The following is a 20,837-nucleotide window of genomic DNA, read 5'->3' as shown; positions in this document are numbered from 1 at the left end:
CGGAAGAGGGTAAGATACATGGCTAAGGCAGCTACCCCGGCAACCAAGCCCGCAGCGGCGAAAAAACCCGCAGCGGTCAAGAAGCCCGCAGCAGCGCGCGCACCAAAGGCGAGCACAACTGCAACCGCAGCGGTGAAAGCCGGCGCGACCGGCCGCATCACCCAGGTGATCGGCGCTGTTGTGGACGTCACGTTCGACGAAGGCACATTGCCGGCGATCCTGAACGCGCTCGAAACCACCAATGTGGGCAACCGCCTGGTGCTCGAAGTTGCGCAGCATCTGGGTGAAAACGCCGTTCGCACCATCGCCATGGACTCGACCGAAGGTCTGGTTCGCGGCCAGGAAGTGGTCGACACCGGCGAGCCGATTTCGGTTCCGGTCGGCGTCGAGACGCTCGGACGCATTCTCAACGTGATCGGCGAGCCGGTTGACGAAGCAGGCCCGGTCAAGACCCAGGTCCGCCGCGGCATCCACCAGGACGCTCCCGAATTCTCCGAACAGTCGACGGAAGCCGAAATTCTCGTCACCGGCATCAAGGTGGTCGACCTGCTCGCCCCTTACGCCCGTGGCGGCAAGATCGGCCTGTTCGGCGGCGCCGGCGTCGGCAAGACCGTTCTGATCCAGGAACTGATCAACAACATCGCGAAAGCGCATGGCGGTTACTCGGTGTTTGCCGGTGTTGGCGAACGTACCCGCGAAGGCAACGATCTCTATCACGAGATGATCGAATCCGGCGTGAACAAGGAAGGCGGCGGCGAAGGCTCCAAATGCGCCCTCGTGTTCGGCCAGATGAACGAGCCTCCAGGCGCACGTGCCCGCGTCGCCCTGACCGGTCTGACCATTGCGGAACAGTTCCGCGACGATGGCCAGGACGTGCTGTTCTTCGTCGACAACATCTTCCGCTTTACCCAGGCGGGTTCGGAAATGTCGGCGCTGCTGGGCCGTATTCCTTCCGCTGTGGGCTATCAGCCGACGCTGAGCACCGACATGGGTGCGATGCAGGAACGCATCACCACCACCAACAAGGGCTCGATCACCTCCGTGCAGGCCGTTTACGTGCCGGCCGATGACTTGACCGACCCGGCGCCTGCCTCGACCTTTGCCCACCTTGATGCGACCACCGTGTTGAACCGGTCGATCGCCGAAAAGGGCATTTACCCGGCTGTGGATCCGCTCGATTCCAACTCGCGCATGCTCGATCCGTTGATCATCGGTGACGAGCACTACGAAGTGGCCCGTGCGGTTCAGGAAATCCTGCAGCGCTACAAGTCGCTTCAGGACATCATCGCCATTCTCGGCATGGACGAGCTGTCGGAAGAGGACAAGGTCACCGTGGCCCGCGCCCGCAAGGTCGAGCGCTTCCTGTCGCAGCCGTTCTTCGTGGCTGAAGTGTTCACCGGCGCGCCCGGCAAGCTGGTCGATCTGGCCGACACCATCAAGGGCTTCAAGGGCCTGGTGAACGGCGATTACGATCACCTTCCCGAGCCTGCCTTTTACATGGTCGGAACCATCGAAGAAGCCGTTGAAAAGGCCCAGCGCCTCGCCGCTGAAGTAGCCTGAACCTGAAATTGCCCGCGCAATCCGGCTCCGGCCGGGTTGCGCGGTGCACCCGAACAGCACTGCGATAAAGTGAACGTCATGGCTGACAGCTTCAATTTTGAACTCGTATCCCCGGAACGGCTGCTTTTCTCGGCAACCGCGACCGAAGTCGTCATTCCCGGCACCGACGGTGAAATGACGGTGATGGCGCATCACGCACCGACCATGACCACGATCAAGCCGGGCGTGGTCACCGTGGTGACAGCCGAAGGCAACAGCGAACGTTTCGTCGTGTTCGGCGGATTTGCCGATATCGTGCCCGAGGGCTGCACATTGCTCGCCGAATCGGCTGTGGCAGTGGGTGATATCGACCGTAGCGACCTTGCCCAGCGGCTTCAGGATGCACGCGAAGACGTGGCGGATGCATCCACCGATGCCGTCAAGCAGAAGGCGCAGGAATATCTCGATCACCTGACCACGCTGGAAGCGGCGATCTGAGCCTTCGACATGGTTTTGCGGAATTGATCAGGCGGCTCTCGGGCCGCCTTTTTCGTGGCCGGCGCTCAACCTTGCAGCCGCGTCACTGCCGCCTGGGCATGACCGCCAGTTCGACAAAGGCCTGTGGGTAGTCCAGCCGCCCGGACCAGCCGGCAAGTGCGGCCTGCCGCAGTTCCAGAGCCAGGAACCGCGATCCCTGAGCAGGAGTTTCGGCGCAGTCGGCGGTGTCCGAGCGGAAACCGAAGCGGCAGAAATAATCCGGCTGGCCGAATACGAAGACCGAGTGCCAATCGCGCCGGCGCGCGAGGTCGAGTGCGAAGCGGACCAGTTCGGTGCCGATCTGCATGTCGCGCCAGGCTGGCAGGATCGCATGCGGCGCGAGCGCCAAAGCGCGATCTGGACCTGTGACCTCAACCATCAGGATATGGCCGATGATCTGGCCGTCGAGTTCGGCGACACAGGACAATGTCTCATCCTGGCCGTTTATCAGCCCGGCCGAGAGACCGGCGGCGGCATTGGCATAGACGATGGATTCGAGCGCCTGGATGGCTGCAAGATCGGCAGGGCCGCTTTCGCGGTAGCTGGTTCTGGCAGCGATGCCATTGCGGTCAGACATGGAGCTTGTTTCCCAATGCGCGCTGCACCGCGGACGCGGCGTGCAGCCGGGTGGTGTCGTAGACATGCGGCATGCCGCTGTCGGTGGGAACCAGCGAGGTGAGTTCGGAACAGCCGAGCACCACGGCCTCGGCGCCGCGCTTGCACATGGCGCTGATCAGGCCGGCGAGGTACATGCGCGAGCCGCTGCTCATGACGCCGTGACCCAGTTCTTCGAAAATGATCCGGTCCACCTCGGCCCGCTCGGCCTGGTCGGGCGTGGTCACGCTGACGCCATAGGTCTTGCCCAGCCGCTCCTGGTAGAAATCTGCTTCCATGGTGGCGCGGGTGCCGAGCAACGCCACATTGCGAAAGCCGTCGCGCTTGATCGCGGCGCCGGTGGCATCAGCTATGTGCAACAGGTCGAGGCCGGAGGCCTTGGCGATGTGATCGGCAAATTCATGTATGGCATTGGAGGCAATGACGATGAAATCGGCACCGCCATCCTTGAGGCTGAGTGCGGCCTCGGCATGAACTGCGGCCTGCCTGACCCGGTCACCCTCTTCGCGGCTGCTGATGATGGCGCTGCTGCTGGCAGAATGCAGCAGCACCCGCGCCGTGTGCGGGGCACCGAATTCCTTCTGCATGCGTTCGTTGAGCATCCGGTAGTAGGTTGCCGTGGTTTTCCAGCCCACTCCGCCCAGCAGGCCAATCAGTTTCATGCCTGGCTCCCGGCAAGGTGTGAGAAAGCTGCGACCACCTGATCATAGGCCTTGCGCTTGAACGGCACAATCAGGCCGGGCAGATCCTGCATCGGCTTCCATTCCCAGGCATCGAATTCGGGCTGGTTGCCGGCCGGCGGCGGGTTGATCTGGATCTCGGATTCATCGCCGGTAAAGCGCATGGCAAACCAGCGCTGCCGCTGGCCGCGATATTTGCCCTTCAGGCCGATCCCGATCATGTGCTCGGGCAGGTCATAGTCAATCCAGTCGGGCGCCTCGGCAAGCAGCTGGGCGGAGCGTATGCCGGTCTCCTCGTGGAGTTCGCGCAGCGCTGCCTTGTAGGGGTCCTCGTCGGCGTCGATGCCGCCCTGGGGCATCTGCCAGAGCTGCGGCGAGCCATCATATTCGGTGTTGCCCTCGGAGATGCGGCGGCCGGCCCAGACCAGCCCCTGCGGATTGAGCACCATGATGCCGGCGCAGAGGCGATAGGGAAGATCTTCGGCCCCGGGGCGAACGGTCTGTTTCTTGCTCATCGTTTCCTGCTTATCTTTCCGGGTCGTCCGCCGCTGCGGAGGCCGATACGATCTCGATGCCGCGTGCCCGGGCTTCCTCTGCCCAGATGGCAATGGCGTCGACGCTGACGTCAAAGGCGGAGGCCACGCCGATGGCGGTTCCATTGCGCCGGGCGGTCCGTTCCAGATCGTCAAGCCTGGATAGAATGTAGCCGCGCTCCTGGGTCGCGTCGAGTACCATGTCAGATGCCGCGAAAGGAATGCCGAGGGTTTTGGCGAATTGATCGGTCAGCGAGCGTGCCGAGGTGCCGTCATCGACAAACATGATGCCGCGCGCGGCGATGTCGCGCATGATCGGCTCCAGCGCGTCGGCATCGGCGAGAAACCGCCCGCCCATGAAATTGGTGATGCCGGTGTAATTGGTGGTGCGGGCCATGGCCCGGTGCAGATCGGCCAGATTGGCCTCGGCGCCGGCCTCGACCGTCAGCGTACCGGCGCCGGGGTCATTGGCGGGATAGTCAATCGGCTCGAAGGGAACCTGCAGCAGGATCTCGTGGCCGGCGCGCCGCGCCTCCTGCATCCAGCGCTGCAGGCTGTTGCCGTTGGAGGCGAAGGCCAGGGTGATTTCCTCGGGCAGCGTCTTGATCGCATATTGGGTGCCGGTCTGGCTGAGACCAAGGCCGCCGACGATGATGACGACGCGGGTGCCGCGGGTTCCTGACCAGGGCCGGGCATAGACGTCGAAGGCGCGCTCGCCATCGGGACCGCGCACCGGCAGCTTGCCTTCGGCGGTGGTCTCGATCACCGCGGGGTCGGGAAGGTGTGCCAGGCGCGGGTTCTGGCCAACCTGGCCGGGCGCCTTGAGCAGCACAGGGCGGTTGTCGGGGCGCTGTACCGGGCTGATCTTGTGAATTTCCTCGCCGTCATCATCAAGAGTGATGGCGATATCGGCGCCGGACTGGCCAGACAGATGGCTCAGCGACTCATCCACGGCGGGGGTGTCTGCCGCACTGCCCGCCTCACCCGATGCGATATCGACAGACGGATCGGGGGTTGCGGGTTCCGGTTTGGCCTGCGTGGCAACCAGAGTGGGCTCACCAACGCCGATGCCCGATCCGGAGAGCGACATCCAGGCCGCGCCGCCGATGACCAGGCACAGGGCCGCCACCGACAGCAGGGGCCGCGTCCAGGCGCGTCGGGGCCTGCCTGCCGGCAGCCTGGCGAGCTTGCGGTTCTGACCCAGCGGTTGATGGATATTGTCGCCCACGTTTTTCGGTCCCCGTCCCGATGCGGCCTGATTGAATCAGTCCGCCGCCCCGCTTGCAAGCCGGAGCGGCGCAAGCGGGGCGGCGGGACAGTGTCAGGTCAGTTCTTGACCGCAGCCTCTTCAGGGCTTGGCGGGAAGGCCGCATCGGTCTTGACGCCGCGCAGCAGATCCAGCGCATAGCCGAGCTGGACGTCGTCCTTCGGATCCGGCGGCACATAGGCGATCGAGCCGGAGCCCTTTTCGTCCTCGTTCTCGCCCTGGATATGACCGCGCAGTTCGCTCTCGCCGGATGGCTTGACGCGGCCGCGCAGTTCCTCGGGCACGGGTTCCTCGACACGGATGTCCGGCTTGATGCCGGTGCCCTGGATCGAGGTGCCTGAGGGCGTGTAGTAAAGCGCCGTGGTCAGCCGCAGCGCGGTCTTGGCGTCGAGCGGGATGATGGTCTGCACCGAGCCCTTGCCGAACGAGGTGGTGCCCAGAACGGTTGCACGGCGATGATCCTGCAAGGCGCCGGCAACAATCTCGGAGGCCGAGGCGGAGCCGCCATTGATCAGCACGATCACCGGCTTGCCGCCGGTCAGATCACCCGGGCGCGAATTGAAGCGGCGGGTTTCTTCCGGATTGCGGCCGCGGGTCGAGACGATTTCGCCGCGATCGAGGAAGGCGTCGGAAACGCTGATTGCCTGGTCGAGCAGACCGCCCGGATTGAGCCGGAGATCGAGCACGAAGCCCTTGAGCTTGTCGGAGCCGATTTCCTCGGTGATCTTCTCGATCGCGTCGGAAAGGTCGTCATAGGTCTTCTCGGTGAAGGAAATCACCCGCAGATAGCCGACATCCTCCTCGGCGCGATAGCGCACGGCCTTGACCGCGATGATGTCGCGCACGACCTTGATCTTGATCGGCATGTCGGCGCCTTCGCGCAGCACCGTCAGCTCGATCGAGGTGTTGACCGGGCCGCGCATCTTGTCGACTGCCTCGCCGAGCGACAGGCCGCGAACGGCTTCGCCGTCGATTTCGGAGATGAAGTCACCGGCGAGAACGCCGGCGCGTGCAGCGGGCGTGTCGTCGATCGGCGTGATCACCTTGACCAGCTCGTCTTCCATGGTGACTTCGATCCCGAGCCCGCCGAATTCGCCGCGGGTCTGGGTACGCATGTCATCGGCAGCATCCTGGTTGAGATAGCTCGAATGCGGATCGAGCGAGGACAGCATTCCGTTGATGGCGTTTTCGATCAGCTTGTCTTCTTCCGGCGGGGTAACATATTGCGCGCGGACGCGTTCGAACACATTGCCGAAGATCGCGAGCTGCCGGTAGGTAGCCGAACCCGCCGCTTCAGCCGAGCCGCCATAGGAGTTGATTGCGCTGACAGCCGTTGCACCCATCAGGGCGCCGACAGCCAATAGTGTGACCTTACGTATCATTGCTTGCCTTTCTCGAAGACATCTCGTCTTTCCACCAAGGGCGCGGATCGACTGGTTGACCGTCTTTTCTTATCTCAATGTAGAGCGTAGGGCGCTCCGATGCCAGCGTCAAAGCTGCAGAACCGGCAAATCTCGTCTCCCCCATTTTCGCCAGGGGCTCGCCGGAAACCACAAACCTTCCGGCCGGGACCTCGATTTCTTCCATGCCGGCGAGAACCACATGGTGATTGTCTCCGGTGTCCAGAATGACGATCTGGCCATAATTGCGAAATGGCCCGGCATAGGCAACCCAGCCATCGGCGGGTGCGTAAACAGTCGCGCCTTTCTCGGTGGCCAGAACCTCGCCCGTCAATCCGTGCCCGGTGCCGTCATCGGCGCCAAACCGGCCGATGGTCTCGCCGGCCGCGGGATGGGCCAGCGTTCCGGGCAATTTCGAGAATGCATATGCCGGCATAATGCGGTTTTTGTCGGGCACTGCCACTGCGGCGAAGGCGCGCGCCCGCTCGAGCCGCTCGGCCAACTGGCGCTGGCGCTCTTCCTCGGCCAGCCGGGCCGCATCGGCGGCCTGCTTCAGCGTGGTGATCTCGTCGGCCAGGCTGGCAATCACGGCTTCGAGTTCGCTCGAGCGCTCGGAGAGGGCTTCGGCGCGCTGGCGCTCGATCTCGATCCGCCGCTGGCTTTCGGCCAGCAGGGCGGTCTTTTCCGAGGCCAGATTGGCGAGGCGCAGTTCTTCGGCGGCATTGTCCTCAAGCGCCTTTGCCAGCGATTGCCGCTCCAGCGCGATGGATTGCCGCAGGGCCGCCAGTTCCTGCAAATCCCCGGCAAGCGCTTCGGTCTCGGCGCGGATTTCCGGCACCACGGCACCGAGCAGAATAGCGCTGCGCACCGAGGACAGCGCGTCTTCGGGGCTAACCAGCAGCGCCGGCGGCGGGTCGCGGCCGATCCGCTGCAGGGCGGCAAGAACTTCGGCAAGCACCGCGCGGCGCGATACCAGCGACAGCCGCACCGATGCCTGGCGTTCGGAAAGCCCGGTCAAGGCCTGTTCGCCGGAAGTGATCTCGCTCGTCCAGCATGGCGCGGCGCGAGGCGGTTTCGGCGATCTGCTGATCGAGCGCCTGCTGGTCGGCGCGCAGGGCGGCGACATCGGTTTCAAGCGCGGCCAGCGCCTTTGTTGCCAATGCGGCCTGGTCGGCGACCGACTGCAGTTCGACCCGGTTGGTCTGCTCCTGCTGCTCCAGTTCGCTGGCAATGGTGGTGGAATCAAGTTCGGTCGGATCGGTGGCCTGCGCAGGGCCGGCAAGGGCCAGACCGAATAGGGCCAGCGCACAGAGGGCAAGGGCGGGTGAGCCCGGCGCAGCCCGGTTCAGGGATGCACGCCCGGCAGCGGCCCGGAGGGATCCGGGCACAGTCCGTTCATATCGGAAACTCGACATAGGCTCACCCTAACGAGACCGGCGTTAATGCTCCATGAACCATATTGCCGGAGCGATCAATTCTTTGCGAGCCCGGGCCGCCGTGGCCCGGCAGAACGGCCATGTGACTTGAACCGGGGCGTCAGGACCGGTGATAGGGATGACCGGCCAGGATGGTGACGGCGCGGTAAAGCTGTTCGGCGGCCATGATCCGCACCAGCTGGTGCGGCCAGGTCATGCGGCCGAAGGAGATCACCGCGTCGGCCTTTGCCATCAGCTCCGGGTCCAGACCATCGGCGCCACCGATCGCCAGCACCAGGTCGCGGCGGCCATCATCGCGCAGCCGGGCCAGCAGATCGGCAAATCCCGGCGAATCCGGTGTCTTGCCGCGCTCATCGAGCAGGATCAGCGCCGCGCCGTCGGGAATGGCGCGGGCAAGCTGGGCAGCCTCTTCCTTCTTGCGCAGATCGGGTGTGGACGCGCGGCTTTCGGCCACTTCGATGGTGCGGGCGAAATCCAGACCGAGCGCGCTGCCGGCCTTGGCGAAGCGGTCGAGATAGCGGCTGGAAAGCTCGTTCTCGGGTCCGGCCTTGAGCCGCCCCACGGCAAACAGGGTTATGCGCATTGTGGCCGTGTTCCAGATTGTGCGGCCCTTGCGCGGCGAAGGCCGGATCGCCGCCGACGGGCAAGGGCAAAGAGGGCTTTTGCCCCGAACCGGTCACGCCCGGGGACATCTGCAGGGTGCAAGGGCACTGTAAACGGATCCCGCGCTCTATCGGTTGCCGCCCGAAGGCTGGGCGAGACCGCTCAGAGCGCGCCGGTCAGTGCAGTTTCTCGTCCGCCAGTTCCGGAGTCTGCCACATCTTTTCGAGATTGTAGAACTCCCGGATTTCGGGCCGGAAAACATGGATTATGACATCGTTGGCGTCGATCAGCACCCAGTCTCCGGTCGAAAGACCCTCGACCCGCGGATTGCCGAAACCGGCAGTCTTGAGTTCGGTGATCAGGCGATCGCAGATCGATGCCACATGGCGGTTCGACCGGCCCGATGCCACGACCATGTGGTCGCCCAGCGCCGATTTGCCCGCGATGTCGATGGCTACGATATCTTCTGCCTTGGAGTCCGCCAGAATGTCGCGGACCAGCTGAAGCTGGCGCAAAGCGGCTCGTTCGCCACTTCCCGTCGCTTGTGAGAAATCGCCTTCGGCGTTTCCCTTCGCGTGTTCTGTTCTCAGAGTGGTTCCTTTCCTTGTCCTGAACAGTCCAACAACCGCCGCAACCTTCAACGCGGCCGCGACGCACCCTCAAGATAGTCATTGTCAGCGGCGTTTTTCAAGATGTGGGGCCCTGTTTGTTGCCCTGCTCGCTGCGGATGGCGCTCGAGGACAGCGACGAGCGCGGACCATGAATGAAGGTCCAGGCCGGCGCCCTGAGGAACGGCAGAACGGCCGCATCGTCTTCATCGACACGGGCGTGCTGGTAGGTCTTGGCCATTTTCGACGACAGATAGGCCAACGTCGATCCGGGCCGGTCGATTACCGCGATGGGGAAGGTTTCGGCGATGCCGCGCCAGTTCTGCCAGTGATGGAAATGCTTGAGATTGTCGGCACCCATGATCCAGACAAAGCGGACGCCGGGATTGCGCGCCTTGACGAAAGCCAGCGTCTGGGCGGTGTAATGCAGGTTGTGGGCGGCTTCAAAGGCGGTCACCTTGACCCTGGGGCCGGGAGCGATGGCCCGGCTCATGGCCACGCGGTCTTCCAGGCTTGCCAGTTCCTTGTGGCTCTTGAGCGGATTGCCCGGCGTCACCATCCACCACAGCTGGGCAAGATCCATCCGGCGCAGGGCGATCTCGGCCACCAGTTCGTGGCCCTGATGCGGCGGGTTGAAGGAGCCGCCGAACAGGCCGACGGTCATGCCCTTCTCGACATAGGGCATTTTCAGGTATGAGGCGGCCCCGGCGCGCGTCGCCCTCAAGGCCGGATCTGTCCGGTACCGTACACGCGATACTTGAACGAGGTCAGTTGCTCGACGCCCACCGGGCCGCGGGCGTGCATCTTGCCGGTGGCAATGCCGATTTCCGCGCCCATGCCGAATTCGCCGCCATCGGCGAACTGGGTCGAGGCGTTGTGCAAAAGGATCGCCGAATCGACTTCGGCGAAGAAGCGCTCAGCCACGGCCGGGTCTTCGGCAATCACCGCTTCGGTGTGACTGGATGACCACTGCGCGATATGGTCGATCGCGCCCGCGATGCCGTCGACAAAGCGCGCGGCGATGATGGCGTCGAGATATTCGGTGCGCCAGTCATCCTCGGTGGCGGGGATTGCCTGCGGCGCCAGTTCCATGATCGCCGGATCGCCGTGGATTTCGCAGCCATCGGCGACGAGATCGGCGAGGATGCCGGCCGCGACCTGGCGATCGATGTCCTTGTCGAGCAGCAGGGTTTCGGCGGCGCCGCAGATGCCGGTGCGGCGCATCTTGGCGTTGACGACAATGGCGCGGGCCATGGCGGGATCGGCGGACTTGTCGACATAGATGTGGCACAGGCCCTCGAGATGGGCAAAGACCGGCACGCGGGCATCGGCCTGCACGCGCGCGACAAGGCTCTTGCCGCCACGCGGCACGATCACATCGACGGCGCCATTGAGGCCGGTGAGCAATTCGCCGACGGCTGAGCGGTCGGAGACCGGGATCATCTGGATCGCATCGGCGGGCAGGCCGGCGGTCGTCAGCCCGTCGACCAGGCAGGCATGGATGGCGCGCGAGGAATGGAAGGAATCCGATCCGCCACGCAGGATCACCGCATTGCCGGCCTTGAGGCAGAGCGCACCGGCGTCGGCGGTGACATTGGGGCGGCTTTCATAGATCACGCCGATGACGCCGAGCGGCGTGCGCACCCGCTCGATCTTCAGCCCGTTGGGCCGTTCCCAGGCGGCGATGACGCTGCCGACGGGATCGGGCAGGGCGGCGATGGCGCGAATGCCGCTGACAATGCTGTCGATGCGGCCGTCATCGAGCTTCAGCCGGTCGAGAAAGGAGGCTGCCATGCCGGTCGCCTCGGCGGCTTCGACGTCGATGGCATTGGCTGCCAGGATTTCCCGGCTGCGGGCGGAAATGGCGTCGGCCATGGCGTTGAGCGCGGCATTCTTGCGATCGGTGCCGGCGACTGCCAGAGGCCGTGACGCGGCCCGGGCGCGCTGGCCGATATCGGCCATCAGGGCGGTGATGTCGGCTTGGGTCTTGGTCTTTTCCAGCATGGCGGCTCTCCGGGCGCACGGTCAGGCGGTTTTCTTACGCAATCGGCGGGACGCCGTAAAGCGGTGAGACGGCCCGAAGCTGTCAGCCGATGACCATGTCGTCGCGATGGATCATGGCGGCGCGGCCGGAATAGCCCAGGATCGCCTCGATCTCGGTGGATTTGCAGCCGGCTATGCGTCTGGCCTGATCGGAATCATAGGCAGACAGACCGCGGGCAATTTCCCGGCCGGCGGCATCGCAGACGGCGACGGGATCGCCGCGGTGAAACTCGCCCGAGACGGCGCGGACACCGGCGGGCAGCAGGCTCTTGCCGGAGCGCAGCGCGGTTTCCGCACCTGCGTCGATGATCATCCGGCCGGCAGGATCGAGCTGTCCGGCGATCCAGGTCTTGCGCGCGGTCTGCGGCGTGCCCGAGGGCTGGAACCAGCTCGAGCGGGCGCCCTTGTCGATGGCCGAGAGCGGATGCTCGGTCTTGCCGGAAGCGATGATCATGGCGCAGCCGGCGCCGGTGGCGATCTTGCCGGCATCGATCTTGGTCTTCATGCCGCCGCGGGAGAGTTCCGACCCGGCGTCGCCGGCCATGGCCTCGATCTCCGGGGTGATGGCGTCGATGATCTCGAGGAAACGGGCGTCGGGATCAAGATGCGGCGGCGCGGTGTAGAGCCCGTCAATATCCGACATCAGCACCAGAAGATCGGCGCCGGTCATGGTGGCGACACGGGCGGCGAGCCGGTCATTGTCGCCATAGCGGATCTCGCTGGTGGCGACGGTGTCGTTCTCGTTGATGATCGGCACCGCGCTGTGGCGCATCAGTTCGGCGATGGTTGCGCGGGCATTGAGGTAGCGCCGCCGTTCCTCGGTGTCGCCAAGCGTGAGCAGGATCTGGCCGGCGACGATGCCGTGCTCCGACAGGCTGGCGGACCAGGCGCGGGCCAGCGCGATCTGGCCGACGGCGGCTGCAGCCTGGCTTTCCTCGAGCCGCAGTCCGCCCGGTGCGAGCCCGAGCACGGTGCGGCCCATGGCGATGGCGCCGGAGGAGACCACCAGAACCTCGGCGCCGGTCGCCTTCAGCGCGGCAATATCAGCGCACAGCGATTCAAGCCAGGCGGCCTTTAGGCCGCTGTCGCGGTCGACCAGCAGTGCCGAGCCGATCTTGATGACGATCCGCTTGTGCGCGGATACGGGTTTGCGCATCGCCGTCATGATCAGCTGTCCGCATCGCCCTTGGTGCCGGCAGCAGGCGCTTTGGCAGCGTCCTCTTCGGCCTTGGCGCCGACAATGATGTCGCGCAGCGCCCGCAAGGTGCCGGTCATGCCTTCACTGGTGATGGCGGAAATCTCGAACGGTGCGCGTCCGCAAGCCTTCTTCAGGGCGCGAACCTTTTCGGCCCGCTCGCTGGCGTCGACCACATCGACCTGGCTGAGTGCCACGATTTCGGGCTTTTCGGCGATGCCGTGGCCATAGGCCTCGAGTTCATGGCGGACGGTCTTGTAGGCCTGGGCGACATCTTCCTCCAGCGCCGAGACCAGGTGCAGCAGCACCCGGGTGCGCTCGACATGGCCGAGGAAACGGTCGCCGATGCCGACGCCCTCATGGGCGCCTTCGATCAGGCCGGGAATGTCGGCGAGCACGAATTCACGGCCGTCGATGGTGGCCACGCCCAGATTGGGGTGCAGCGTGGTGAAGGGGTAATTGGCGATCTTCGGCCGCGCGCGGGTGACGGCGGCGAGGAAGGTCGACTTGCCGGCATTGGGCAGGCCGATCAGGCCGGCATCGGCGATCAGCTTGAGCCGCAGCCAGATGTTCTTTTCCTGGCCTTCAAGGCCGGGATTGGCATGGCGCGGCGCCTGGTTGGTGGCGGATTTGAAATGGGCGTTGCCGAAGCCGCCATTGCCGCCGGCGGCCAGCCGGTAGCGCTGGCCGACCTCGGTCAGGTCGCAGATCAGGGTCTCGTTGTCTTCCTCGAAGATCTGGGTGCCGGCCGGCACTTTCAGGGTGACCGGGTCGCCATTGGCGCCGGTGCGGTTGCGGCCCATGCCATGGGTGCCGGTCTTGCCCTTGAAATGCTGCTGGAAACGGTAGTCGATCAGCGTGTTGAGGCCGTCGACGGCTTCCACCCAGACATCTCCGCCGCGGCCGCCATCGCCGCCGTCAGGTCCGCCGAACTCGATATATTTCTCGCGCCGGAACGAGACGGCGCCGGCGCCGCCGTCGCCTGAGCGGATATAGACCTTGGTTTCGTCGAGGAACTTCATCTGGCTGTACCGATCCGGGCTTTGAACGCGAGGCGGCCGGACGGGCGCATGCCTCCGGCTTTACAGGGCATCGATAAACGGCTGAGGCGGCGAGGTCAAAGCAATTGCGACGGGCGGCAATGCGGCGCGCCGGTCCGCCTCAGGGTCTGATCGCTTCAGCACCCGCCAATGTCGGTGCGAAATTGACCTTCACACGGGCGATGGGCAAGGCGAATTTGGTGACAAGCGCAGTGTTGCGCAGCGTGCCGTCGTCTTCAAGCACCAGCTTGTCATGGAAGCGGACAATATTGGCTTTGCCGCCGGGATCGAGATCGACCCGATAGGTGAAGCGGGCGGTGTTGCCCGAAATCCGCACGGTGGTTTCGCCGACAACACCCTCCCTCGTGCCGGAATAGGTGCGGGGCCCGGTGCGGGTGAAGATCCAGGTCTTGGTGTCGCGTTCGCCGTCATCATAGCGAAAATCCTCGCGCAGGGTCAGCACCTTGCCGCGCACCGTGCCGGTGAGGTCGACCCGGAAGGACCGCCTGAGCCCGGTGATGGCGCCGAAGGAGCCATAGGCATAGGTCTTGCCCTTGAAGAAATCCTCAAGCCGTAGCTCGGCTGCGTGTACGGGCAGTGAGATGAGGGCGGAAAGCAGCAGTGCAGCCAGCAGGCTGAAGCGGCGCGGAAGGGTCATGATGAAATCCTTTTCGGGGGTCATGACCCTTCTACGCCGGCAACGGCCTGCCGGATTGGTTCGAGCCGGGGATCAGGTCCTCGGCCTGCTTTCATTCGACCAGCCGATCAGCGAGACCCAAGTCTTGCGGTCGAGCCGGTAGCGTTCGACCGCGGCACTGCCGTTGATCGCCAGAATGTTGACCATGCCGCTGCCCTGGAACTGGAAACCGCTTTTTTGCAGCACCCGGCGTGACGCCGGGTTGATCACCCGGCAACAGGCGTCGATATGGCTGATCTCGCGGGTGCGGAAGGCCATGTCGACCAGCGCATGAACCGCCTCGGTGGCAATGCCGCGCCGCCAGAACGGTTCGCCGATCCAGTAGCCAAGCTCGAGCGCATTGCCATCTTCGGTGCTGTCAAGCGAACAGCAGCCAAGCAGCTTGCCGGTTTCGGTTTCGGTGATGGCATAGACGCAATTGCCATTCTCGCGTTTGGACGATGTTCGCACGAAGGTTTCGGCGTCGGTTCGTCCATAGGGATGCGGAATGCGCGCCACCATGGTGGCGATGGCCGGATTGTCGGCGAGAATGGCAATGGCGTCGATGTCTTCCGCGTGGGGCGCGCGCAGGACCAGGTTTTCGGTGAGCAGAACCGGGCAGTCAAAGCTTGGTGCCCTTTGTTCGAAACTCTCCGAATCGCTTGGACTTATGCTGCTGTCGCTCAAGCTGTCTCTGGGCGCCCTGGCGCTGACGCCCGGGCTGCTGTGGGGATCCTGTCTCATGGTGGTTGCTCCGGTTTGGACAAAGAAAAAGGGGAGATGGTGTCCCATCTCCCCTTTCCTTGTTCCGGTAGTCCGGAGGTCGCCTGCAAGGGCCGGGTCGATGAGACGCCGGCCTGTAAACTGCGATCCGGCTTATTCGGCTGCTTCCGCTTTCGCGACGACAGATACATAGGTTCGGCCGTTGGCTTTCTTGCGAAAGTCAACATTGCCCGGCTGCACGGCAAAAATGGTGTGATCCTTGCCCAGGCCTACGCCTGTGCCGGGATGCCACTTGGTGCCGCGCTGACGCAGGATGATGTTGCCGGAAATCACGGCTTCGCCACCGAACTTCTTCACGCCGAGGCGCTTGGATTCGGAATCGCGACCGTTACGCGTTGAACCGCCAGCTTTTTTGTGTGCCATGGGTCTGCTCCTGTTCCGCCCTTTGGGGCGATTGTCTCACGTGCGGCCTGTGGCCGCCAGGGCCCGAACGGGCGGTTGATTACTTGCCGAGTGCCTTGGCCTGGTCACGCCAGTCCGAGATCTGGTCAGCGCTGAACGGCATGGCTTCGTCGATGCGGACGATGTCCTTGTCGCTGAGCTTGGCGATCTGGGCAAAGGTGGTGATGCCCTGCTCGTTGAGCTGACCGGCTGCGACCGGGCCGATGCCCTTGATCGTGGTCAGGTCATCGGACTTGCCCTTCGGCGCGGTGAACAGGGTTGCCGGCGCTGCGTCAGCCGATTTGGGTGCGGCTTCCTTCTTCGCGGCAGCCTTTTTCGAAGGCTTGGCGCCACCGGTCAGGATGTCGATGATCCGGACGACCGTCTGGTGCTGACGATGACCGCGCATGCGCTTGGAGTTCTGCCGGCGGCGCTTCTTGAAGGCGATAACCTTGCGGGCGCGGCCCTGCTCGACAACTTCTGCAACAACCAGGGCACCTTCGACAAGCGGAGCGCCAACGGTTGCGCCGGCGCCTTCGCCGACCATGAGAATTTCGTTGAACTCGACGGTATCGCCAGCGGCGCCCTCGAGCTTTTCGATCGTCAGAACGTCATTGGCGGCGACGCGGTACTGCTTACCGCCGGTTTTAATGACTGCGAACATCTTTTGTCCTTTCGTGTTCGTCCGGCTCTCGCCTTGTGGCGGGCCGTCTTTTTGCCAGTCGGAACGAATCGGCCGGTCCGTTGCCGGAGCGGCCGGGTGGAGCCTTGCCGGGGTGCCAATGTGGCACTGCCCAGCCAAAGGCCAACGGCGCAGGAAGCCCCACGCCGCATTCGGGTCGCGAGATACGTGAGGCGGGGCCGAGAGTCAAGCCAATTTGCCGTTTCGGTGCGGCTGGGTGGCGCGAGGCCAAACTTAATGCTTGTGCAAGCGCGCCTTGCCGGTTATGGAAGCGCCCGCGCACTGATGTTGCGCCGACCAAGACGCGGAGAGGTGGCTGAGTGGTCGAAAGTACCGCACTCGAAATGCGGCGTGGGGGCAACTCCACCGTGGGTTCGAATCCCACCCTCTCCGCCATTTTGTGACTTATCTTGTTGTTTTTTATGAGAAATAGAAATATTCTTTGTTTGCGGCCCACATTTCGTACCACATTACGGCATGGTTGTTGCAGGATCTCATTGGTGCTTGTGACACACTGCCGATGCGACTAACAACATTTCCCATTTATGCGATTGATAAGGGTGGGTAGTTCTTGAAGCCGCAGCTATCCCTTTGACTGGGGACTGGAGTGGATACATGAATGCCCTTGATAAAGGCCTCGACTTGCGTCTGGCATTTGCTTCTACGCTCGATTGATGATTTCGCCGGGCCATTTGCCCTCTGAAACCAAATTCTTGCACACTTCCGTGAGCAACTGCCCGGTAACCAGGCTCGCCCTCGGGCGGGTTGCGTCATGCCGCGCAGCTAAGTGGACCGTCCATTCCAGTTCCGGCCTTATGAAATCAACGGCGACCATCTCAGCCCGGTCGGCATGTTGTAGGGCGAGGTAAGTCGGCAAGATGGTGCAGAACCCACGTTTGACCAGTCCAAGAAGCCCACCGTAAGAATCGATATCCGCGACCACATTCAAAGACAGTCCCTCGGCTTCGCAGGCACCACTTATATGTTTGCGGATAGAATTGCTGGGACTCGGCAATACAAGATTGAGCTGCGTAATCTCATCAAGCCTGACGCCCTGTTTCCCGGCCAGTGGATGATCCCTCGGAACAAGAAGGCAAAGCTTCTCACTCAGGACAGGCTCGGTTCGTAGACCCGACATGGGCTGGATGTCAAACATGAGCGCAAGGTCGAGACTGCCCAATTGCAAGAGTTCGCTCAGCCGGCCGCTCATGGCTTCGACAACATTGATGCGAATCTGAGGAAAACGTGACCGCAGCAATGGAAAAATTCGGTGATAAGACCGGCAGCAATGGTGGTCGGAAGTCCAACCCTGACCAAGCCTACCGGTTCTTCCGAGAAGCTTTCGACGACCGACGTCACCTCGGCAACTTCACGTACGATGTCGTAGGCTTTCTGAAGAACGAATTTGCCTTCATGCGTGAGCTCGGCTCCGCGGGAATGACGCCTGACCAGCAACACGCCCAATTCAGCCTCCAATCGCTTCAGCGACGCGCTGAGTGCCGGCTGTGTCAGATTGAGTTTGTTGGCGGCGCCAGACAGGCTGCCTGTCTCGGAAATTCCGATTAGCGAATGAAGGTCGCGCAGTTCCAAAGAAGTCTCCTAAACCAAAAACTGGTTGTTGAGTGAACGGTAACTCAACGATTCTGAATCGTCTCCATAAATGAAATTTATATCAGGCTTACAAATTTTCAAGATTGTGTAACCCCGCTTGTTCTGGAATCCTTTAATTATCAACAAAAGCATCGCTTGGCGTTTTCAAGCGATAAGTCAGATGTATATCGATCACCACAGAGGGGTAAAAATGTCAAAAACCGTGCAAGGTCTAATTCTGTCAGCAGTCCTGCTTTCCTCATCCAGCCTGGTTCAGGCTGACGAGATCAACATCCGCATGGGCTCTGGCCATCCGATCGGCCTGCTGGCCTATACGGAAAGTGCTCATGACTGGTTTGCTCCGGAACTGAAAAAGCGCGTGGAAGCGCGCACCGAGCACACTGTCAACATCCAGGAGCTCCATGCCGGCCAGGTGGCGAAGGTCACCGAGGTGCTTGAGGCAACACGCGATGGTATTCTCGATATCGGGTTCATTTCCCTGATTTTCGAGCCGTCCAACGGATATCTGCAGACGTTCACACTTTTCCTGCCGTTCAATTCACCGGACGCGAAAGTGGTGACGGAAGCTGCGCGCAATACGTTCGAGCAGTTTCCTGAAATGTACACGTCCTTCGAGACTGAGCACAACCAGATCTATCTGGGCGGGGCCTGCCTTGAAAACTACGGGCTCGGTTCGAATTTCGCGTGGTCGGATTTTGCTGACCTTGAAGGCCACAAGATTGCTGGCGCCGGGACAAATCTCGACTGGATCGTCGGAGCCACGGCTGTCTCGTCAAACCTCAATGAAGCCTACCAATCAATCCAGTCGGGCGTCTACGAAGGGTATTTGAGCGCATCGGCATGGTGGCACAAATTCAAGCTCAATGAAGTGGCGCCCTATTTCACCAAGACCGATTTTGGTGCGCAGTATCTCAACGCAGTTACGATCAACAAGCAGAGTTGGGAGCGTATGCCCCCTGAAGTTCAGGAGATCATCAAGGAGATGGGAGCTGAATGGTCCGACGTCACCGCAGAGGTCTGCGCACGCAACGATGCGGAAGGACTCGACAAGCTGCGTGAGTTGAACGTCGAGGTTACTGAAATCTCCGAGGCGGCAAAAGCCGACTGGGCGACTGCGCTGAAGGATTTCCCCAATCGCATGGCGACGGAGTTGAACTCGCGCGGCTTCAAGGGAACCGAAGTGCTTAACTTCTACATGGACGAGGTCGAAAAGCTCGGTCACGCCTGGCCTTATCGCTACGAAGTTAAATAAGCGCCACCAAACGAACTCTCAACAGAGCGGACTTAACATGCTGGTAAAAATTGACAATGCAGTAGGTTTGATAAATCAGACCCTCAAGTATGTTGCGGCCGCTCTGTTGCTCTTCGTTGCCGTCCTGATCGCATTTGACGTGATCATGCGCTTTATCTTCAACAAGCCGGTCATCGGCATCGCAGAGATTGTTGCCAATGGAATTCTCATCATTGCGTTTCTTCAGCTGAGCTATGCGGTGCGAATCGGCGGCATGTTGCGGTCGGAATTGTTGGTCAACCGGGTCGGTAAGCGCGGCAAGGCAGTTCTTGAAGCCGTCACGTCCGCCCTGGGCATGGTGTTGTTTTCCTTGATTGCCTGGGCATCCTGGTCGCCGATGATGAGCGCCATCCGGACGCTGGAATTCGAGGGGCACGCTTCCTTTCAGGTTCCTGTGTGGCCCGTCAAGGTTGTCATCGTCAGCTGCGCCATTCTGGCGGTTTTGAACTATCTCATCTTGATAGCCAAGGCAGCCGGCGGGGAGCCTGAACCAACCGGTTCAGTCGTCGACCTGTAGCACGCCAGCCTTCAGGCTCTTCTCACTTCCTTTTCGCTTCCTCGTCGACGCAGGAGATCTCGCCCCATGGGTAGTCCCGAATTTGCACTTGCAATCATTGCAATACTGATTGGCCTTATCCTGTGCAGCGTACCTGTCGTGATCGCTCTTGGCCTTTGCAGTTTCTTTGGTCTCGCATATCTGACCGGCAGTCTCGATATTGCCGGATCACTTCTGGCCAACACGACCTATGAAGCCATACGGGACTATGTGTTCGCGGTCATTCCCCTGTTTGTGCTCATGGGGGAGTTCATAGCCCGGTCGGGAACTGCAACCGACCTCTACAATCTGATAAACCGCGGGTTGAAGCGACTGCCAGGCCGGCTGGCGCTCGCCACCGTGGTGGGCAACGCGGTGTTCGGTGCCGTGACCGGTGTCAGCATCGCCTCGGCCGCAGCGTTTTCGCGCATCGCCTATCCGCAGATGGTCAAGCACAATTATGACAAGGCTGCTGCCCTTGGCTCGATCGCCGGCAGCGCCTCGCTCGGCATGTTGATCCCGCCTAGCGTCCTGTTGATTGTCTGGGGCGTCATTTCGGAGCAGTCGATAGGCCGTCTCTTTGTTGCGGGCGTTATTCCGGGGCTCGTGCTCACGGGGATGTTCTTCATCTTCATCATCGGTTTTGCGCTGCTCAAACCTGAAGCCTTCGGCGAAACTGGCGCGTCCGGTTTACCGGATGAGCTTGATACCCGCGATCCTGCCGAAGCCCGCAGGGAGAAGCTTGGCGGCCTGGGTGTCTGCGGTTTGATTGTCATCGTTCTGGGCGGCATCTGGTTTGGCGTGTTTACGCCAACCGAAGCAGCTGGAGTGGGCGTTTTGCTTGCGCTGGCGATGGCTGTCCTGAAAGGTGTAAATCTGCGCGGACTGGGCGAGGCAGTGCTTGAAACCGGACGGATCTCCGCACCGCTGCTGTTCCTGCTGATCACGGCCCAGATGTATTCCCGACTGCTGGCATTGGGCGGGATTACCAATTTCATTCAGGACCTGTTCCTGAACCTTGGCGATTCACCGTTCTTGATCCTGGCCATAATGGTGGCGGTCTGGTTCGTCCTGGGCATGTTCATCGACTCGGTGTCCATCATTCTTCTCACCGTTCCCATGTTCGCGCCGCTGGCCTCGACCCTTGGATACGATCCGCTTGCATTTGCGATCATGGGTATCGTGGCGATTGAAGCAGGACTTCTGACGCCTCCGCTGGGGTTGTGTGTCTACACAGTGAAGAGTTGTGTCTCCGACCCTGACGCCACACTCGCGCTGATTTTCAAGGGCTCCATACCCTACTGGATCATCCTGATTTTGCTGGTCGTTCTCGTTGCCAACTTTCCGGCAATGGCGACTTTTCTTCCATCACTCATGTAACC

The 20,837-nt window shown here is 62.2% G+C and carries 24 protein-coding genes and 1 tRNA gene; 7 read left to right on the top strand and 18 right to left on the bottom strand.

The annotated features are described in order from the left end of the window. Positions 1-18: 18 nt before the first annotated feature. Together atpD and OEG82_RS00970 are read left to right on the top strand one after the other, a co-directional pair. Positions 19-1,560 (top strand): F0F1 ATP synthase subunit beta, encoded by a 1,542-nt coding sequence (gene atpD, locus OEG82_RS00975; RefSeq protein ID WP_267610595.1) that lies wholly within the window; start codon positions 19-21, stop codon positions 1,558-1,560. A 78-nt stretch (positions 1,561-1,638) separates the two neighbouring features. Continuing rightward, a complete protein-coding gene (locus tag OEG82_RS00970; RefSeq protein WP_267610594.1) occupies positions 1,639-2,037 on the top strand; it encodes a F0F1 ATP synthase subunit epsilon in 399 nt (132 codons plus the stop codon). A gap of 82 nt (positions 2,038-2,119) precedes the next feature. On the opposite strand, the gene OEG82_RS00965 is transcribed toward OEG82_RS00970, so the two are convergent. The 6 genes from OEG82_RS00965 to OEG82_RS00940 all read right to left on the bottom strand — a co-directional run bounded on the left by OEG82_RS00965 (position 2,120) and on the right by OEG82_RS00940 (position 7,589). Beyond that, positions 2,120-2,653, bottom strand: coding sequence for a GNAT family N-acetyltransferase (locus OEG82_RS00965; RefSeq protein ID WP_267610593.1), 534 nt, complete (start codon positions 2,651-2,653; stop codon positions 2,120-2,122). Then, positions 2,646-3,353: an aspartate/glutamate racemase family protein gene (locus OEG82_RS00960; RefSeq protein WP_267610592.1), complete on the bottom strand. Its 708-nt coding sequence runs from the start codon at positions 3,351-3,353 to the stop codon at positions 2,646-2,648. Before OEG82_RS00960 ends, OEG82_RS00965 begins: the two co-directional genes overlap by 8 nt. Further along, complete coding sequence (locus tag OEG82_RS00955) at positions 3,350-3,886, bottom strand: RNA pyrophosphohydrolase (RefSeq protein WP_267610591.1); 537 nt, start codon at positions 3,884-3,886, stop codon at positions 3,350-3,352. Before OEG82_RS00955 ends, OEG82_RS00960 begins: the two co-directional genes overlap by 4 nt. 10 nt (positions 3,887-3,896) lie before the next feature. Further along, positions 3,897-5,132 (bottom strand): divergent polysaccharide deacetylase family protein, encoded by a 1,236-nt coding sequence (locus tag OEG82_RS00950; protein WP_267610590.1) that lies wholly within the window; start codon positions 5,130-5,132, stop codon positions 3,897-3,899. A gap of 98 nt (positions 5,133-5,230) precedes the next feature. Then, positions 5,231-6,553, bottom strand: coding sequence for a S41 family peptidase (locus OEG82_RS00945; protein WP_267610589.1), 1,323 nt, complete (start codon positions 6,551-6,553; stop codon positions 5,231-5,233). Continuing rightward, positions 6,543-7,589, bottom strand: coding sequence for a murein hydrolase activator EnvC family protein (locus OEG82_RS00940; protein ID WP_267610588.1), 1,047 nt, complete (start codon positions 7,587-7,589; stop codon positions 6,543-6,545). The genes OEG82_RS00945 and OEG82_RS00940 overlap by 11 nt, the downstream gene beginning before the upstream one ends. Before the next feature lie 16 nt (positions 7,590-7,605). Between OEG82_RS00940 and OEG82_RS00935 the strand changes: the two genes are divergently transcribed. Next, complete coding sequence (locus tag OEG82_RS00935; protein ID WP_267610587.1) at positions 7,606-7,869, top strand: hypothetical protein; 264 nt, start codon at positions 7,606-7,608, stop codon at positions 7,867-7,869. A gap of 238 nt (positions 7,870-8,107) precedes the next feature. Here OEG82_RS00935 and rlmH read toward each other — a convergent pair whose 3' ends face one another. The 10 genes from rlmH to OEG82_RS00885 form a co-directional block, all read right to left on the bottom strand. Continuing rightward, a complete protein-coding gene (gene rlmH, locus OEG82_RS00930; RefSeq protein WP_267610586.1) occupies positions 8,108-8,590 on the bottom strand; it encodes a 23S rRNA (pseudouridine(1915)-N(3))-methyltransferase RlmH in 483 nt (160 codons plus the stop codon). Positions 8,591-8,786: 196 nt separating this feature from the next. Continuing rightward, positions 8,787-9,251 (bottom strand): ribosome silencing factor, encoded by a 465-nt coding sequence (gene rsfS, locus OEG82_RS00925; RefSeq protein WP_425497500.1) that lies wholly within the window; start codon positions 9,249-9,251, stop codon positions 8,787-8,789. Between the two features lie 46 nt (positions 9,252-9,297). After that, the gene (locus OEG82_RS00920) at positions 9,298-9,903 is read right to left on the bottom strand and encodes a nicotinate-nucleotide adenylyltransferase (protein ID WP_267614808.1); all 606 of its coding nucleotides are present in this window, start codon (positions 9,901-9,903) and stop codon (positions 9,298-9,300) included. 35 nt (positions 9,904-9,938) lie between these two features. Further along, a complete protein-coding gene (locus tag OEG82_RS00915; RefSeq protein ID WP_267610585.1) occupies positions 9,939-11,222 on the bottom strand; it encodes a glutamate-5-semialdehyde dehydrogenase in 1,284 nt (427 codons plus the stop codon). Positions 11,223-11,304: 82 nt separating this feature from the next. Beyond that, the gene (proB, locus tag OEG82_RS00910) at positions 11,305-12,426 is read right to left on the bottom strand and encodes a glutamate 5-kinase (RefSeq protein WP_267610584.1); all 1,122 of its coding nucleotides are present in this window, start codon (positions 12,424-12,426) and stop codon (positions 11,305-11,307) included. Between the two features lie 2 nt (positions 12,427-12,428). Next, entirely contained in the window at positions 12,429-13,478 is a 1,050-nt protein-coding gene (gene obgE / locus OEG82_RS00905) for a GTPase ObgE (protein ID WP_267610583.1), read from the bottom strand. Positions 13,479-13,617: 139 nt separating this feature from the next. After that, on the bottom strand, positions 13,618-14,154 hold the full coding sequence (locus tag OEG82_RS00900; protein ID WP_267610582.1) for a DUF3833 family protein: 537 nt from the start codon (positions 14,152-14,154) through the stop codon (positions 13,618-13,620). Positions 14,155-14,226: 72 nt separating this feature from the next. Beyond that, positions 14,227-14,916, bottom strand: a complete 690-nt coding sequence (locus tag OEG82_RS00895) for a GNAT family N-acetyltransferase (protein WP_267610581.1) — start codon at positions 14,914-14,916, stop codon at positions 14,227-14,229. Positions 14,917-15,048: 132 nt separating this feature from the next. After that, positions 15,049-15,318, bottom strand: coding sequence for a 50S ribosomal protein L27 (gene rpmA, locus OEG82_RS00890; protein WP_267610580.1), 270 nt, complete (start codon positions 15,316-15,318; stop codon positions 15,049-15,051). 79 nt (positions 15,319-15,397) lie between these two features. Further along, a complete protein-coding gene (locus tag OEG82_RS00885) occupies positions 15,398-16,000 on the bottom strand; it encodes a 50S ribosomal protein L21 (RefSeq protein ID WP_267610579.1) in 603 nt (200 codons plus the stop codon). 324 nt (positions 16,001-16,324) lie between these two features. Between OEG82_RS00885 and OEG82_RS00880 the strand changes: the two genes are divergently transcribed. Next, positions 16,325-16,414: transfer RNA gene (locus tag OEG82_RS00880), tRNA-Ser, on the top strand. A 265-nt stretch (positions 16,415-16,679) separates the two neighbouring features. On the opposite strand, the gene OEG82_RS00875 is transcribed toward OEG82_RS00880, so the two are convergent. After that, entirely contained in the window at positions 16,680-17,228 is a 549-nt protein-coding gene (locus tag OEG82_RS00875) for a LysR substrate-binding domain-containing protein (protein WP_267610578.1), read from the bottom strand. After that, on the bottom strand, positions 17,225-17,608 hold the full coding sequence (locus OEG82_RS00870; protein ID WP_267610577.1) for a LysR family transcriptional regulator: 384 nt from the start codon (positions 17,606-17,608) through the stop codon (positions 17,225-17,227). The genes OEG82_RS00875 and OEG82_RS00870 overlap by 4 nt, the downstream gene beginning before the upstream one ends. A gap of 211 nt (positions 17,609-17,819) precedes the next feature. On the opposite strand from OEG82_RS00870, the gene OEG82_RS00865 reads away from it, so the two are divergent. The 3 genes from OEG82_RS00865 (at position 17,820) to OEG82_RS00855 (ending at position 20,835) form a co-directional block, all read left to right on the top strand. Further along, positions 17,820-18,881 carry a C4-dicarboxylate TRAP transporter substrate-binding protein gene (locus OEG82_RS00865; RefSeq protein WP_267610576.1) on the top strand — a complete coding sequence of 354 codons (1,062 nt, stop codon included), beginning with the start codon at positions 17,820-17,822 and terminating at the stop codon, positions 18,879-18,881. A gap of 37 nt (positions 18,882-18,918) precedes the next feature. After that, the gene (locus OEG82_RS00860; RefSeq protein ID WP_267610575.1) at positions 18,919-19,437 is read left to right on the top strand and encodes a TRAP transporter small permease subunit; all 519 of its coding nucleotides are present in this window, start codon (positions 18,919-18,921) and stop codon (positions 19,435-19,437) included. Between the two features lie 66 nt (positions 19,438-19,503). Next, positions 19,504-20,835 (top strand): TRAP transporter large permease, encoded by a 1,332-nt coding sequence (locus tag OEG82_RS00855; protein WP_267610574.1) that lies wholly within the window; start codon positions 19,504-19,506, stop codon positions 20,833-20,835. Positions 20,836-20,837: the final 2 nt, after the last annotated feature.

The sequence above is a fragment of the Hoeflea ulvae genome, assembly GCF_026619435.1.
Lineage (GTDB): Bacteria > Pseudomonadota > Alphaproteobacteria > Rhizobiales > Rhizobiaceae > Hoeflea > Hoeflea ulvae.
The sequence above is the reverse complement of the archived record's forward strand: the minus strand, read 5'-3'. Positions and strand labels throughout refer to the sequence as shown.

What these genes read in the sequence shown, in the direction of transcription:
- atpD (WP_267610595.1), top strand. Translation starts at nt 19, where the DNA reads ATGGCTAAGGCAGCTACCCCGGCAACCAAGCCCGCAGCGGCGAAAAAA.
- OEG82_RS00970 (WP_267610594.1), top strand. Translation starts at nt 1,639, where the DNA reads ATGGCTGACAGCTTCAATTTTGAACTCGTATCCCCGGAACGGCTGCTT.
- OEG82_RS00965 (WP_267610593.1), bottom strand. Translation starts at nt 2,653, where the DNA reads ATGTCTGACCGCAATGGCATCGCTGCCAGAACCAGCTACCGCGAAAGC.
- OEG82_RS00960 (WP_267610592.1), bottom strand. Translation starts at nt 3,353, where the DNA reads ATGAAACTGATTGGCCTGCTGGGCGGAGTGGGCTGGAAAACCACGGCA.
- OEG82_RS00955 (WP_267610591.1), bottom strand. Translation starts at nt 3,886, where the DNA reads ATGAGCAAGAAACAGACCGTTCGCCCCGGGGCCGAAGATCTTCCCTAT.
- OEG82_RS00945 (WP_267610589.1), bottom strand. Translation starts at nt 6,553, where the DNA reads ATGATACGTAAGGTCACACTATTGGCTGTCGGCGCCCTGATGGGTGCA.
- rlmH (WP_267610586.1), bottom strand. Translation starts at nt 8,590, where the DNA reads ATGCGCATAACCCTGTTTGCCGTGGGGCGGCTCAAGGCCGGACCCGAG.
- OEG82_RS00920 (WP_267614808.1), bottom strand. Translation starts at nt 9,903, where the DNA reads ATGCCCTATGTCGAGAAGGGCATGACCGTCGGCCTGTTCGGCGGCTCC.
- OEG82_RS00915 (WP_267610585.1), bottom strand. Translation starts at nt 11,222, where the DNA reads ATGCTGGAAAAGACCAAGACCCAAGCCGACATCACCGCCCTGATGGCC.
- proB (WP_267610584.1), bottom strand. Translation starts at nt 12,426, where the DNA reads ATGACGGCGATGCGCAAACCCGTATCCGCGCACAAGCGGATCGTCATC.
- obgE (WP_267610583.1), bottom strand. Translation starts at nt 13,478, where the DNA reads ATGAAGTTCCTCGACGAAACCAAGGTCTATATCCGCTCAGGCGACGGC.
- OEG82_RS00900 (WP_267610582.1), bottom strand. Translation starts at nt 14,154, where the DNA reads ATGACCCTTCCGCGCCGCTTCAGCCTGCTGGCTGCACTGCTGCTTTCC.
- OEG82_RS00895 (WP_267610581.1), bottom strand. Translation starts at nt 14,916, where the DNA reads ATGAGACAGGATCCCCACAGCAGCCCGGGCGTCAGCGCCAGGGCGCCC.
- rpmA (WP_267610580.1), bottom strand. Translation starts at nt 15,318, where the DNA reads ATGGCACACAAAAAAGCTGGCGGTTCAACGCGTAACGGTCGCGATTCC.
- OEG82_RS00885 (WP_267610579.1), bottom strand. Translation starts at nt 16,000, where the DNA reads ATGTTCGCAGTCATTAAAACCGGCGGTAAGCAGTACCGCGTCGCCGCC.
- OEG82_RS00875 (WP_267610578.1), bottom strand. Translation starts at nt 17,228, where the DNA reads ATGAGCGGCCGGCTGAGCGAACTCTTGCAATTGGGCAGTCTCGACCTT.
- OEG82_RS00865 (WP_267610576.1), top strand. Translation starts at nt 17,820, where the DNA reads ATGTCAAAAACCGTGCAAGGTCTAATTCTGTCAGCAGTCCTGCTTTCC.
- OEG82_RS00860 (WP_267610575.1), top strand. Translation starts at nt 18,919, where the DNA reads ATGCTGGTAAAAATTGACAATGCAGTAGGTTTGATAAATCAGACCCTC.
- OEG82_RS00855 (WP_267610574.1), top strand. Translation starts at nt 19,504, where the DNA reads ATGGGTAGTCCCGAATTTGCACTTGCAATCATTGCAATACTGATTGGC.